At 70.3% G+C, this 13,607-nt stretch carries 14 protein-coding genes; 7 read left to right on the forward strand and 7 right to left on the reverse strand.

The window, feature by feature from the left end; genetic code table 11:
• Nucleotide 1: 1 nt before the first annotated feature.
• From valS to AB0J80_RS02940, 3 genes are read right to left on the reverse strand one after another with little or no spacing between them, the layout of a single operon-like run.
• Complete coding sequence (valS, locus tag AB0J80_RS02930) at nt 2-2,533, reverse strand: valine--tRNA ligase (RefSeq protein WP_364699595.1); 2,532 nt, start codon at nt 2,531-2,533, stop codon at nt 2-4.
• On the reverse strand, nt 2,530-3,039 hold the full coding sequence (locus AB0J80_RS02935; RefSeq protein ID WP_364699597.1) for a methylated-DNA--[protein]-cysteine S-methyltransferase: 510 nt from the start codon (nt 3,037-3,039) through the stop codon (nt 2,530-2,532). The genes valS and AB0J80_RS02935 overlap by 4 nt, the downstream gene beginning before the upstream one ends.
• Nucleotides 3,036-4,451 (reverse strand): AlkA N-terminal domain-containing protein, encoded by a 1,416-nt coding sequence (locus AB0J80_RS02940; protein WP_364699600.1) that lies wholly within the window; start codon nt 4,449-4,451, stop codon nt 3,036-3,038. Before AB0J80_RS02940 ends, AB0J80_RS02935 begins: the two co-directional genes overlap by 4 nt.
• A 78-nt stretch (nt 4,452-4,529) precedes the next feature.
• Between AB0J80_RS02940 and AB0J80_RS02945 the strand changes: the two genes are divergently transcribed.
• Nucleotides 4,530-5,177: a hypothetical protein gene (locus AB0J80_RS02945; protein ID WP_364699602.1), complete on the forward strand. Its 648-nt coding sequence runs from the start codon at nt 4,530-4,532 to the stop codon at nt 5,175-5,177.
• Here the strand turns inward: AB0J80_RS02945 and AB0J80_RS02950 are convergent.
• Both AB0J80_RS02950 and AB0J80_RS02955 read right to left on the reverse strand, forming a co-directional pair.
• Nucleotides 5,174-5,677 (reverse strand): GNAT family N-acetyltransferase, encoded by a 504-nt coding sequence (locus tag AB0J80_RS02950; protein WP_364699604.1) that lies wholly within the window; start codon nt 5,675-5,677, stop codon nt 5,174-5,176. The two genes, AB0J80_RS02945 and AB0J80_RS02950, sit on opposite strands and share 4 nt — an antisense overlap.
• 95 nt (nt 5,678-5,772) lie before the next feature.
• Nucleotides 5,773-6,033, reverse strand: a complete 261-nt coding sequence (locus tag AB0J80_RS02955; RefSeq protein ID WP_364699606.1) for a hypothetical protein — start codon at nt 6,031-6,033, stop codon at nt 5,773-5,775.
• Nucleotides 6,034-6,404: 371 nt separating this feature from the next.
• Between AB0J80_RS02955 and AB0J80_RS02960 the strand changes: the two genes are divergently transcribed.
• The 4 genes from AB0J80_RS02960 (at nt 6,405) to ychF (ending at nt 10,541) form a co-directional block, all read left to right on the forward strand.
• Nucleotides 6,405-7,481, forward strand: a complete 1,077-nt coding sequence (locus AB0J80_RS02960) for a helix-turn-helix transcriptional regulator (protein ID WP_364699611.1) — start codon at nt 6,405-6,407, stop codon at nt 7,479-7,481.
• The gene (locus tag AB0J80_RS02965) at nt 7,463-8,614 is read left to right on the forward strand and encodes a hypothetical protein (RefSeq protein ID WP_364699613.1); all 1,152 of its coding nucleotides are present in this window, start codon (nt 7,463-7,465) and stop codon (nt 8,612-8,614) included. Before AB0J80_RS02960 ends, AB0J80_RS02965 begins: the two co-directional genes overlap by 19 nt.
• Nucleotides 8,615-8,749: 135 nt before the next feature.
• Entirely contained in the window at nt 8,750-9,397 is a 648-nt protein-coding gene (locus AB0J80_RS02970; protein ID WP_364699615.1) for a hypothetical protein, read from the forward strand.
• A gap of 58 nt (nt 9,398-9,455) precedes the next feature.
• Nucleotides 9,456-10,541 carry a redox-regulated ATPase YchF gene (gene ychF, locus AB0J80_RS02975; RefSeq protein WP_364699617.1) on the forward strand — a complete coding sequence of 362 codons (1,086 nt, stop codon included), beginning with the start codon at nt 9,456-9,458 and terminating at the stop codon, nt 10,539-10,541.
• A 14-nt stretch (nt 10,542-10,555) separates the two neighbouring features.
• Here ychF and AB0J80_RS02980 read toward each other — a convergent pair whose 3' ends face one another.
• A complete protein-coding gene (locus AB0J80_RS02980) occupies nt 10,556-11,137 on the reverse strand; it encodes a Uma2 family endonuclease (protein ID WP_364699619.1) in 582 nt (193 codons plus the stop codon).
• 22 nt (nt 11,138-11,159) lie between these two features.
• Here AB0J80_RS02980 and AB0J80_RS02985 point away from each other — a divergent pair, with 22 nt between their 5' ends.
• Together AB0J80_RS02985 and AB0J80_RS02990 are read left to right on the forward strand one after the other, a co-directional pair.
• On the forward strand, nt 11,160-11,606 hold the full coding sequence (locus tag AB0J80_RS02985) for a CPCC family cysteine-rich protein (protein ID WP_364700167.1): 447 nt from the start codon (nt 11,160-11,162) through the stop codon (nt 11,604-11,606).
• A 76-nt stretch (nt 11,607-11,682) separates the two neighbouring features.
• Nucleotides 11,683-12,255 (forward strand): NYN domain-containing protein, encoded by a 573-nt coding sequence (locus AB0J80_RS02990; protein WP_364699621.1) that lies wholly within the window; start codon nt 11,683-11,685, stop codon nt 12,253-12,255.
• Here AB0J80_RS02990 and AB0J80_RS02995 read toward each other — a convergent pair.
• Nucleotides 12,252-13,592 carry an MFS transporter gene (locus AB0J80_RS02995; protein WP_364699624.1) on the reverse strand — a complete coding sequence of 447 codons (1,341 nt, stop codon included), beginning with the start codon at nt 13,590-13,592 and terminating at the stop codon, nt 12,252-12,254. The two genes, AB0J80_RS02990 and AB0J80_RS02995, sit on opposite strands and share 4 nt — an antisense overlap.
• Nucleotides 13,593-13,607: the final 15 nt, after the last annotated feature.

Consider the following 13,607-nt stretch of genomic DNA (forward strand, 5'->3'; position numbering starts at 1 on the left):
GTCAGAAGGCGCAGGCGATGACGAGCTCCGGCGTCCGGTCCGGGAGCATGTCCAGCTTGCCGACCCGGCCCGCCGCCCGCAGGTCCCCCTCGACCAGCGCCAGCCGGTCGAGCAGCGCCGCCGGCCCGAGGGCCTCGGCGAGCGGCACGTCGGCCTTCATCGACAGCTTGCGGTCCGACTTCGCGCGCCGGACCTGCCGCAGCGCGTCCCCGGCGAGGTCGAGCAGGCCCGCGTCACCGTCGGGCGCGACCCGCAGCAGCTCGTACTTCGTCGGCCAGGTCGCCCGATGCACCGAGCCGTAGCGCCACCACGACCAGATCTCCTCCGTCGCGTACGGCAGGAACGGCGCGAACAACCGCAGCAGCACCGACAAGCCCGCGGCGAGGGCGGCCCGCGCCGAGTCGCCGCCGGGGCCCGCTGCGTACGCCCGGTCCTTGACCAGCTCGATGTAGTCGTCGCAGAACGTCCAGAAGTATGCCTCGGTGGCGGCGAGCGCGGTCGTGTGGTCGTACCCGTCGAAGGCGGTCGTGGCCTGCTCGACCACCGTGGCGAGCCGGGCGAGCGCGGCCCGGTCGAGCTCGGCGGTGACCGGCTGCCGCAACGCGTCCGCCGCGCCCAGCCCGAGGGCGAACCGCGAGGCGTTCAGCAGCTTCGTGGCGAGCCGCCGTCCGACCTTGATCTGCGCCGGGTCGAACGCCAGATCCGCGCCCGGCCGCCCGTTCGCGGCCCAGTAGCGGACCGCGTCCGAGCCGCTCTGCTCGAGCAGGTCCATCGGCGTGACGACGTTGCCCTTGGACTTCGACATCTTCTTGCGGTCCGGGTCGAGGATCCAGCCGGACTGCACCGTCGTGTGCCACGGCAGCGTGCCGTGTTCGAACGCCGAGCGCACGACCGAGTAGAACAGCCAGGTCCGGATGATCTCCTGCCCCTGCGGCCGCAGGTCCATGGGGAAGACCTTCGCGAACAACTCCTCGTCGGTCCCCCAGCCGCCGACGATCTGCGGGGTCAGCGAGGACGTCGCCCAGGTGTCCATGACGTCCGGGTCGGCCGTGAAACCGCCGGGGACGTCGCGCCGGGACTCGTCGAAGCCCGGCGGACACTCCGAAGAAGGGTCGACAGGCAACGCCGAAAGGTCCGGTATGAGAGGCTGGCCGTAGTCCGGCTCGCCAGCGTCGTCGAGCCGGTACCAGACCGGGATGGGCACGCCGAAGAAACGCTGCCGGCTGATCAGCCAGTCCCCGGTGAGCCCGCCGACCCAATGGTCATAGCGGTGTCGCATGTGTTCCGGGAACCAGCGCAGCTCACGGCCCCGAGCCAGCAGCGCGTCGCGCAGATCCGCATCCCGGCCACCGTTGCGAATGAACCACTGCCGGCTGGTGACGATCTCCAGCGGCGACTCGCCCCGCTCGTAGAACTTGACCGGGTGTGTGATCGGCCGCGGCTCGCCCAGCAGGTCACCGGTCTCGCCCAGGATCCGGACGATCTCCCGCCTGGCTGCGTTGACGGTCAGGCCCGCGAACTGCGCGTACGCCGCCTCGGGAACGCCGGCCGGCCGGTCCGGCAGGAAGCGCCCGTCGCGCCCGAGCACCACGCGGGTCGTCAGGCCCAGGTCACGCCACCAGATCACGTCGGTCAGGTCGCCGAAGGTGCAGACCATGGCGATGCCCGTACCCTTGTCGGGATCGGCGAGCGCGTGCCCGTACACGGGAACCTCGACGTCGAAGAACGGCGTGCGGGCGGCCTTGCCCACCAGCGGGTGGTCCGGGTGACAGACCAGCGCGACGCAGGCGGGAAGCAGCTCGGGCCGCGTCGTGTCGACCTCGACCGGCCCGTCCGGGCCGTGGAAACGCAACCGATGGTACGCACCGGCCCGCTCCCGATCCTCGATCTCGGCCTGCGCGACGGCCGTCCGGAACCCGACGTCCCACAGCGTCGGCGCCTCCGACGTGTACGCCTCCCCGCGCGCAAGGTTGTCCAGGAACGCCCGCTGCGAGACGGCCTGCGCCTTCGGCCCGATGGTCGTGTACGTCATCGCCCAGTCGACCGACAACCCCAGCCGCCGCCACAACGCCTCGAACGCCTTCTCGTCCTCGGCGGTCAGCCTGGTGCACAGCTCCACGAAGTTGCGCCGGGAAACGGCAACAGCCGGCTTGGGCGGCTTGGCCGGCGGCTGCCACTGCGCGTCGTACGGCAGCGACGGGTCGCAGTAGACGCCGTAGACGTTCTGGACCCGCCGCTCGGTCGGCAACCCGTTGTCGTCCCAGCCCATCGGGTAGAAGACGGTCTTGCCGCGCATCCGCTGGAACCGCGCGACGGTGTCGGTGTGCGTGTAGGAGAAGACGTGCCCCATGTGCAGCTCGCCCGATACGGTCGGGGGAGGGGTGTCGATCGCGTATACGTCGGCGCGCTCCTTCGAGCGGTCGAACGCATACGTGCCCTCCTCCTGCCAGCGGCGCGCCCACTTCTCCTCGAGCCCGTCCAAAGACGGCCGCTCGGGCAGACCGGCGCGCGCGGTCCTTCCCGTATCAGTCATGCGGTGATGCTACGGCCCTGTTCGTGCTCCAGCAGCCACGTTTTCACCCCGAGACCCCACCGGTATCCGCGCAGCGTCCCGTCCGTGCCCAGCACCCGATGGCACGGCACGAACAACGCCACCGCGTTACGGGCGCACGCCGTAGCCGCCGCGCGGATCGCCGAGGGCCGTCCCGCCAGCTCCGCGAACCCCGTGTAAGTCACCGGCGCCCCCGGCTTGATGTCCCGCATGACGCGCCAGGCATGGGCCAGGAACGGCCCGCCGGTGTGCTGCTCGACCACCACCTCGTCGATCGCCGTCAGGTCGCCGTCCAGATAGGACCGGATCGCGTCACCCACCGCTCCCGGCGACGCTGCGGGCCGCGTCTCCTCCCGCAGATCCTTGTGTACGAGGGGAAGCAGCTCACCCACATCAGAGGTGAACCCGGCAGCGCGCACAGCGCCCGCCTCGCTGACGACGTACGTGAACGGGCCGGCCGGGGTGTCGAGGGTCGTGGACCACATCATGCTGATCTCCAGAGTCTCATCAGGGCGTACGAGCGCCAGGGCCGCCAGCGTTCGGCGTGCGCCTCCAGCGCCTTGGGGGTGTGCGGCAGGCCGAGCGCCTTCGCGCCGCGCTGGGCCGCCACGTCGGTGGGGAGGAGGACGTCGGGGTCGCCGATCGCGCGCATCGCCACGTATCCGGCGGTCCACGCGCCGACGCCCGGAAGCTCCAGCAGCCGGGCAACCGACTCTTCCCGGTCGGCGCCGGGTTCCAGGTCCAGCTTGCCGTCGGCGACCGCCTCGGCCAGCGCCCGGATGGTGGCCCGGCGGGCGGCCGGCATCCGGAACGCGTCGTCGGGCAGGGCGGCGACGGCTTCGGCGGTGGGGAAGCCGTGCAGCTCACCGGGGGTTGCCGGCCCCAGCAGGCGGCTCAGCGTGGTGCGGGCGCCGGAGACCGAGACCTGCTGGCCGACGATCGCCCGTACCGCCATCTCGAAGCCGTCGACCGCGCGGGGTACGCGTACCCCCGGCTCGGTCTGGATCTGCGCGGTGAGCGCGGGATCGGCACCCAGCGTGCCGTCGACGGCGACCGGATCCGCGTCCAGATCGAACAGCCGGCGGCAGCGGGCCACCGCGGGCGCCAGATCCCGCACGTCCGACAGCCGCAACGTCGCGGAGACGAAGCGGTCGGCCGGGGTCAGCGCGACGGTCGCGCTTCCGTGCGGCAGATACAACCCCCGGCGGTACGTCGCCCCGTCGCGTTCCTCGACGCCAGGGAGGGCTCGGGCGCCCAGGAAGCTCAGCAGTGCCACCGCGTGCAACGGCGACCGGTACGCGAGCCGCAACGAGATCGTTCCCGCCTCCGTTCGTCGTGCCGAACGGTGTTCGCGCAGTCCGCCGGGTGAGCGTGCGTACACCTCCTGGATGGTGTCGTTGAACTGCCGCACGCTGCCGAAACCCGCAGCGAACGCGATCTCGGCGAGGCCGAGGTCGGTCGTCTCGATGAGGATCCGCGCGGTCTGCGCGCGCTGGGCCCGGGCCAGGGCGAGCGGCCCGGCCCCGAGCTCGGCGGTGAGCATGCGGTGGAGGTGCCGCTCGGTGTAGCCGAGCCGGCCGGCGAGCCCCGGTACGCCCTCCCGGTCGACGACCCCGTCGGCGATGAGCCGCATGGCACGCCCCACCACGTCGGCGCGGACGTCCCACTCGGGCGAGCCGGGCGCGGCGTCGGGCCGGCACCGGCGGCAGGCCCGGAAGCCGCCGCGCTGGGCGGCCGCCGCGCTGGGGTAGAACGTGACGTTCTCCCGTTTGGGTGTGGCTGCCGGGCACGACGGGCGGCAGTAGATGCCGGTGGTCCGTACGGCCGTGTAGAACCAGCCGTCGAAGCGCTGGTCACGGCTGTCGACGGCCCGGTAGCACCGCTCGAAGTCCAACTCCATGCCGACGAGTCTCCTCCCGCCGCCGACCCCTTGGCTGGCGGGATTCGGACATGAGCGTTCCCCCTCTATGCTGCGGCCATGAGGATCTCCATCGGCGCGCCGCCGGCCGCAAAGGCGTTCGGCACCCTGTTCGGCCTGGTGTTCGCCGCGGCCGGGGTGGCCTTCGCGCTGCTGCCGCTCGTGTTCGAGGGCTTCTGGCACCGGGACGACTCGTGCCCGTCGGCCGACGAGGTGTCCGGCATCCCGCCGGAGCTGCTGCCCCCGGAGGTCCGCGACTGCGTGTCCGGCGGCGGCTGGCTTTCCTTCGACGACGGCTTCGGACCGATCCGCCTGATCGGCCTCGTCGGCATCCCGGTGTTCCTGCTCGGCCTCTACATCGCGCTCAAGTCCGTGCGGACGGCGGCGTGGCTGGACGGGACGGTGGTGTCGGTGCGGAGCGCGCTGCGTACCAAGAAGGTTGACCTGGCGACGGCGGAGGTCTCGGCCGGCTCCTACACCCTGCGCCACCACGTCGGCACGCCCCGTGCATCCGTCGAACACGTGCCGCAGATCATCGCCCGGGACCCGGACAGCGGGCGAAGCGTGACCATCCCGCTGCGCGGCATCGGCACCCCGCTGCTGCCGGAGAAGGAGCTGCGGGCGCTGGCGGACGCGATGCGGCCGGGCACGACCGCGGCGGCCCAGCTGCGGGCGCTGGCGGACAACCCGCTGGGCCTGTCCTCCTAGAGGATCTTCACGAAGACGCGACAGACGTCGGGCACGATGACGACCTTGCCCGTGTCGTCCACGTTCTCGCGTACGGTGTCGAGCAGCCCCCACGGCCACTCCCGGTAGCTCAGGCGCCGATAGAGCCGCGCGGCTCCGAGGTTGCCGATGTCGACGCCGACCGCGACCCGTCGATGGCCCGACCGGCGCAGTGCGCACTCGGCGGTGCGGATCAGCCGGGTCCCCACGCGCCGGTCGCGCAGCGCCTCGTCGACCATGAGTTTGTGCAGCATCGGCACGGAGCCCAGCCGGCGGACGATCTCCGGCTCGTGCGCCGGCCGCGTCGACACGAAGACCGCGCCGACCGGGCGGTGGCCGACCCGGGCCACCAGCAGGATGCCGCCGGCGCGGTCCCTGCCGCGTTCGCGGTAGTACGCATCCAACGGAGGAAACACCCGGCCCAGGCCGTCCAGGTCCGCGGGGCCGGCGCGGGTGATGCGCAGCCCGTCGAGTCCCCCCACACGGCCATCGTGCCCAATGGACGCGCGTCCGTCGATCCGGGACCGGCGTGCGCCGTGCCGGGACGACGCCGGCCCCGCACCGGGGCGGCCGTCCACTACGTCGACAACGCGAACGCGACGACCAGCAGGATCAGCACCGCGAACGCGAGCACGAACGCGGCAAGTCCCTTGACGACGGCCCACACCACATCGGCCACCGGCGCCATCGCGGCGCGTAGCAGGCCGAGCATGATCACGGTGACGGTGAACATCAGCGCGATGACGATCAGCATGCCGTTGCCGTGGTCGTCCGGCGGGGTCGCGGTCAGGAGAAAGGTCGACTTTCCGAGTGATGAACCCGGGGTTAGGGTGAGCACTGGTGACTTCTTTCTGCCGGTTAGCGGAAGGGTTGCTGAACCAGACACACCTCCGGCGGCCACCGGGGGTGTGTTGCTGTGCAGGCCTCGCGTCGATGCGGGCGGGGCGCGGGCAGTACGCGCGCAGAACGGGAAGTCGGGCATCGGATGACCCCCTTCGGCTGCTGAAAATCACAGTTCAGTCAACCTTCTGCCTTGAAGCTAAACTTCAGCCCACAACTGAAGCAATATGCCTTCCTGAGATCCGTACGCCCTCGCACGCTGAATGAGTAGTTTCATCCCGTTCACGGGGCGGATATCGGCGGACTGTGCGACTCTCGGCGACGGCGTGGGTTCAGGGCGTAGGCTGAAGTGGACTGAAGGGCTGACCGATGGCTCCAGGCGGGATGGCCGTGCGGCTGCGGCAGCTCCGCATGGACGGGTTCGGCGGCGACCCCGTGCCGCAGAAGCTGCTCGCGCACGCCATCGGGGTCAGCACGCCCCTCGTGTCGTCGTGGGAGCACGGCAAGGCCGTCCCGCCCGACTCCCGGCTCGAGGATCTTGCCCGGTTCTTCGCGTCGCAGCGTTCCGCGGCGAACGGGAGAGCGCGGCTCCTGCCCGAGGCGGACCTCACCGACGAGGAACGGGACCGCTACCTCGCCCTGCTGGCCGAGCTGCGGAACCTGCGCCCCGGTGGAGCCGCCGGCGGTGCGCCGGAGGAGCTCATCACCCGGTCGCCGTGGGAGGGCATGTGGCATTTCCCTGACCATTCACCGGTCACCCTGGTCTGCGCCCGGCTGCCCGAGGACCTGCGCGCCAGCGAGATCTACACGTCGCCGGAGAGTCCCGACTACGTGGAGCTGTACTCGTACTCCGACCTCGACGCGCTGATGGAGCTGTACGGGCACGTCTACGCCGCCAACCCGGGGGTCACGGTCAACCGCCGGCTCGCCGACTCCTTGACACAGGAGGACGTCACCAACCACCTGGTGCTGCTCGGAGGAGTCGACTGGAACCCGATGACCCGCCGGGTGATGCGGGCGTTAGACCTGCCGGTGGCTCAGGACAGGCGGGAGGGTGTGCTGGGCGACGACCCGGACGTCGGGTCGTTCCGCGCTCCCGGAGAAGGCGGACGGCCGCAGGTGTTCCGGTCGCAGCTGGAGGGCGATCCGCCGCATCAGCGGCTGGTCGAGGACGTCGCCCAGTTCTGCCGCGGGCCGAACCCCTTCAACCGGAAGAGGACAGTGACCATCTGCAACGGCAACTACGGCCGGGGAACCTACGCCGCGGTGCGCACCTTGACCGACCCGCGGTTCCGTGACCGCAACCGTGCGTACATCGAAGCCCGGTACTCGGCGGACGACACCTACAGCATCCTGGCACGCGCGAGCATCGTGGCCGGCGAGGTCATCACTCCCGACTGGACCCGGGACGGCACTGTCCTGCACGAATGGTCGAAGAGCACATGACCGCCGCCCTCTCACAGGCCCGCCGTGCCGTGGCACCCGCGCCACCGGTCGGCCACCGGCCCTCACACCGCCGGCTGCTGATCCACCCCAGCCCGGTCGAACCGGACGACGTCGCCGCGGTGGTCGTCCCGACCGTCCGCCACCCGGCCGCCATGCGCGACTCGCTCATCCTCGGCCGCGAGCTGGGCCGTCCGGTGGTGGCTCTCTGCAGCGGCAAGTGGTCCTCCGCCCGGGAGGTGTGCGAGCGGGCCGAGGCTCTCGGCGCGGAGCTCATCGCGGTCGACCTGGCGGACGTCCGCCTGCCGGCATTCGAGTCCGACCGGTTGCTCTCGGCGCACCGACACCTCAGCCGCACCAACGACGTCAGTGTGAAGCGCAACGTGGGACTCGCCGTCGCTCGCATGCTCCGCTGGCGGAGCGTCGCGTTCGTCGACGACGACATCACCGACCTGGGACCCGAGGCGATCCGCACGGCGGGTGGGCTGCTGCGCGACCACAACGTGGCGGCGCTGGAGAACGTCGGCTACCCGGACAACTCCGTCGTCTGTCACGCCCGGCGAGCGGTGGGCATGCGGCAGGACACATTCGTCGGGGGCGGTGCGATGGCCGTACGGGTGAACCCCCGCACGCCGTTCTTCCCGACGATCTACAACGAGGACTGGTTCTTCCTCGTCGGCCGGCGGTCCGTCGAGCGGGTCGCGCTCTGCGGGAAGGTGAGCCAGCGCGAGTACGACCCGTACCTGTCGCCGGACCGGGCCCGCTCCCAGGAGTTCGGCGACTGCCTGGCGGAAGGACTTCTCGCGCTGTCCGATCGCGAACGGCCCGCGCTCGCCGCCGACGCCGACTACTGGAAGGCGTTCCTCGCGGACCGGATCGCGATGATCGACGAGATCCTGGCCCAGCTCGGCAACCGCCGCCAGGACGACCGGCACCGGCGTATGGTGCGGGCGCTGAAGGTCGCCCGCGGCCGCTGCCAGATCATCGACCCGGCCTTCTGCGTCCGGTACCTCGCGGCATGGCAGGACGACCTCGACCTGTGGCGGCGTTTCCTGAGCGGTCTGCCCGCTCTCGACGATCCCGTGGACGCTTTCGCGCACCTCGGTGTCAGCGCCGTCTGGCACACAGCGATGTAGGCAGCGGAAGACCGTCTGCTCGGAGTTTCGACACATGTAGCGCCTCCCCCCGGGACGTCCACGATGAGCGGTATATGGAAGACGCGGCGGTTGCTCCCGACGCCATGGTTCGGCACGGCAGGGCAGCTCTGCGAGTTGATCAAAGCGGCGGAGGCGTCTCTGTATGAGCTCAGGCACGCTCAGGTCTCCGGAAACTCCGCTGCCGCGTGCGTTTGCGAAGTGGTCGTCAGTGTCGAGGAAAGCCGGTCGAAGGAGACGGTCTCGTTGGCCGACCTCGAGGAACAACTGAGGTGGCGGACCAAGAAGGTGCTCGGTATCGCGCGTTGCACCGGCCCAGGCGGCGAGCTCCACCGGGAAGTTCGCGTCGAGCTGGACCGGCAGGGGCTCGCCATGTCGATGTCGGCCGCGGACACCAACTGGATCTGGATCGACAGCACCGCAGCGGACCTCGAACGGAAGGCCGGGAGATACCAGAGGCGCTGGATTCCCTCCCGAACCTGGCTGCTGCGCACGTTCGCCTGTGTCATGGGAATGATCGACTCGGCCCTTGTCGGACTTCTCGTCGCCCTCGCCGTGGGCCCCGACATCGGTCCGAAGGCGGCCACCGGCGTCCTCGCCTTCGTGGTCGCGACGGCAGTATCGGTCGGCCTGGCCCTGTTCCTGCCGGCCTTCGAGATCGTTCCGGAAGGTCAGCCGGCCCGGCTCAGCCACCTGCTACGCGTACTGGTCATCGTCCTGGGCGGTGGAGTGGCGCTCGAAGTGCTGATCAACCTGGCCACCTAGCCCCCGCCCTCACCTAGGGCTCAAGGTCTGACCGCACCGGCCCGTAGACTGGTCTGTCGTGAGCCTTACCATCGGGATCGTCGGCCTGCCCAACGTCGGCAAGAGCACCCTCTTCAACGCCCTGACCAAGAACGACGTGCTCGCCGCGAACTACCCGTTCGCGACGATCGAGCCCAACGTCGGCGTCGTGGGCCTGCCCGACGAGCGGCTGACCAAGCTGGCCGAGCTGTTCGCCAGCGAGAAGGTCATCCCGGCCCCGGTCTCGTTCGTCGACATCGCCGGCCTGGTCCGCGGCGCCTCGAAGGGCCAGGGCCGCGGTAACGCCTTCCTGGCGAACATCCGCGACGCCTCGGCCATCTGCCAGGTCGTCCGCGCCTTCTCGGACCCCAACGTCCTGCACGTCGACGGCAAGGTCTCCCCGGCCGACGACATCGAGACGATCAACACCGAGCTGATCCTGGCCGACCTGCAGACGGTGGAGAAGGCCCTGCCCCGCCTGCAGAAGGAAGCCAAGCTCAAGAAGGACCGCGCCCCGGCGGTCGCCGCTGCCGAGGCCGCCTTCAAGCTCCTCAACGACGGCACCACCCTCTACGCGGGCGCCAAGGCGGCGGGCATCGACCTCGACCAGCTGGCCGAGCTGCACCTGCTGACGGTCAAGCCCTTCCTGTACGTCTTCAACGTCGACGAGGCGGAGCTCGGCAACGCCGCGTTCCTGGACGAGCTGCGCGCCCTCGTAGCACCGGCCGAGGCCATCTTCATGGACGCGAAGATCGAGTCCGAGCTGATCGACCTCCCCGAGGACGAGGCGATGGAGCTCCTCGAGTCGACCGGCCAGACCGAGCCCGGCCTCAACCAGCTCATCCGGGTCGGCTTCCAGACGTTGGGCCTGCAGACGTACCTGACGGCCGGTCCCAAGGAAGCCCGCGCCTGGGTCATCCCGGTGGGCGCCACGGCCCCGGAGGCCGCCGGCGTCATCCACTCCGACTTCCAGCGCGGCTTCATCAAGGCCGAGATCGTCAGCTACGACGACCTGGTCGCGGCAGGCTCGATGGCAGCGGCGAAGGCGGCCGGCAAGGTCCGCATGGAGGGCAAGGACTACATCATGAAGGACGGCGACGTGGTGGAGTTCCGCTTCAACGTCTAGCCCCGTGACCTTGCTCAGGCCTTCCGGCCGGGAACCAACCTGTCAAGGTCAAGTTCTATCGGGAACGGCTGAGTACTCCGGAGATCATGGCGGTGAATTCCGGTCGGCGCGTAGGACAGGGTAGGCCCGTCGAGCTCGTACGAGTGGACGACGGGCGACCCGTCCTCGTCTTCGACACGCCAGTAGGTCGGGATGGACGCTTCCGCATACTTGCGAACCTTGACCTTGCGATCGCGGTGCGCTGACTCCGGCGAGACCACCTCGACGACCAGGAGCAGCTGATCAGGCGTGAAGAAGGTGCGGTCCGGGTCATAAGGCGCCGTCGTGACGAGGAGGTCCGGCTCCGGGCGGTTACGTTCGTCGAGGCGGATCGTCATCTCGCGCTCGACCTCGATGCCTGCCGGCGCCTGTTCTGCGAGAGAGAGCACCAACGCGGTGACGAGCCGAGCATGCCAGGACCGCTGGGGGGACATCATGAAGACGAGTGCTCCGTCGATCAGCTCAGTGTGACGCGGCGCTTCGGGAAGGTGGTCGAGGTCTTCAGCGAACCACCCCTCAGGCCGAGGCGGGCGCATCCACTCGGGCACCGCGGTCATGGAGTTACCGTAGCACTCGGTGATGATGGCCTTGCTTGCTGAGGCAAGCAAGCTTTGGCTTCACGTGGAGCCGCGCCCTGCGATCATGTCCGGCGTGAAAGAGCACTATCCCTGTCCTTGTTGTGGGTACCTTGCATTCTCCGAGCCGCCGGGATCGTACGACATCTGTCCGATCTGCTTCTGGGAGGACGATCTCGTCCAGCTTCGCTGGCCGGACTACAGCGGCGGCGCCAATCGCCCCTCGTTGCGTGATTCCCAGCAGAACTTCATACGGTTCGGGGCGATGGAGGAGCGTTTCGTCAAGAACGTGCGCGGACCGGGAGTCGGCGACCGTGCCGACGACGGCTGGCGGCCGGTCGACGACGCGCGCGACTCGTTCGAAAGGCCCGGCGACCAGGAGCGCCCCTGGCCCGACGACCGCACGGTCCTGTACTGGTGGCGGCCGACGTTCTGGCGGCTGGGGGGTTGAGGTGACCGCCGCGCAGCGGGGAGCGCCCCGACGGCATAGCCTGCTCTGATCGATCTACGAAGGCTGAGGTGCGACCATGGGCGACTCGAGCGACTCCGTCACCTATCTGATCATCGACGGGGAGAACATCGACTCGACCCTGGGGCAGCAGATCCTCGAGCGCCGGCCCAACTCGGATGAGCGGCCGCGGTGGGAGCGCCTGCGGTCGTTCGCTGCGGAGGCTTGGGCTCAGCCCGTGAAGGCGCTGTTCTTTCTGAACGCCTCGTCGGGGCAGTTGCCGACGCCGTTCATCCGGGCGCTGCAGGCCATGGAGTATCGGCCCATTCCGCTGGCCGGCGGGCCCGGGCAGAAGGTGGTGGACATCGGCATCCAGCGGACGCTCGATGCGATCCGGCGGCGGCGTGGGGACGTGCTGCTGGCGAGCCACGACGGTGACTTCCTGCCGCATCTGACCCGGTTGCTGGACGACGACGACCGGCGGGTGGGGATCGTCGGGTTCCCCGAGTTCTTCAATGCCGGGTTCAGCGATCTGGTCGACGACGGGCTGGAGCTCTTCGATCTCGAGGCCGACGCGCACTGCTTCACCAGTGTGCTGCCGCGGGTGCGGATTCTGCCGCTCGACACCTTCGACCCGGAGTTCTTCCTCTAAGAGACGAGCGCGGGCTGCGGCGCCACGACTCGGGCGGCTACCAGCATCGTCAGGATGCCGAGGAGCGTGGTGAAGGCGAACGGGCCGAGGAACGGGGCCAGGCCGAAGAGGAGCCCGGCCACCGCCAGGGAGCCGCTTCCGCCGACCGCGTCCGTGATGCTCTTCGCCGCCGTGTTGAAGCCCTGCTCGCCCTCGGCCGAGTACGCCAGTACCAGGGTGCTGATCCGCGGGTACAGGGTGCCCATGCCCGCGCCGGCGGCGAACCAGCCCAGCGCCGCGATCACGGGGTGCAGGTGCAGCCACGCGGTCACCAGTTCGACCGCGGCGCCGCCCGTGAGCAGGGCCGCGCCGGTTCGGAGCCAGACGGCCGGGTTCGCTCGTTCGGCGAGGCGGGCCTGCACCGCGGATGCCAGCGCCCACGCCAGCGCGGCGGCGGTCAGCGTGATGCCGGAGAGCCAGGTGGGTAGGCCGTACCGGTCGTGCAGCAGGAGGGGAAGGTAGACCTCCGTACCGAAGAAGACCCCGCCGGCGGTCGCGCAGAGGGCGACCGCCGCCGGCAGGCCGGGGCGGATACGGTACGTGCCCGCCGGTACGAGGGGATGCAGGGCGACCGCGATCACGGCGAGGGATGCGGCCGCCAGCAGCCAGGCCGGTGCGCGCTCGAGGTCGCCCAGGGAGCTGAGAGCCACCGCGCTGACCGCGACGACGGCGGCGCGGGCCACACGCCGGGCGTCGTCCGCGGTGGCCGGGACGCGATCCGGCGCGGGACGGTCCCGGCCGCGTAGCGCCGGCAGCACGAGCGCGGTGGCCACCGCCACGAGCAGCATGACGCCGAGGAAGACCCAGTGCCAGCTGAGGGCGTCGGCGACCAGGCCGGCCACGAACGGGCCGACCATCGACGGCAGCACCCACGCGGACGCGAAGGCGCCGAAGATCTTGATGTGCAGGGCCGCCGGGTAGACCTGGGCGACCAGGACGTACAGGGCGACCGTCTCACCGCCCGCGCCCAGGCCCTGCAGGACCCGGCCCGCGGCGAAGGTGGGCATCGTCGTGGCCGTGCCCGCGACCGCCAGGCCGGCGGCGAAGAGCAGGATCGCGACCAGCAACGGTACGGCCGGCCCGCGCCGGTCGGCCCACGAGCCGAACGCGACCATGCCGACGACGCCGGCGGCCATCACCGAGGAGAAGGCCAGGGCGTAGAGGCTGCGGCCGTTCAGGTCGGCGGTGACCTCCGGCATGATCGTCGTCACCGCGAGGGCCTCGAACGCGGACAGGAAGACGAGACTCCAGGCGCCGATCGTGGTCAGGGCGTAGGGGCGCTGGAGGATTCCCGTCATCGCTGCAACGTAGGA

It is taken from the genome of Actinoplanes sp. NPDC049548 (genome assembly GCF_040676695.1).
Classification (GTDB): Bacteria; Actinomycetota; Actinomycetes; order Mycobacteriales; family Micromonosporaceae; genus Actinoplanes.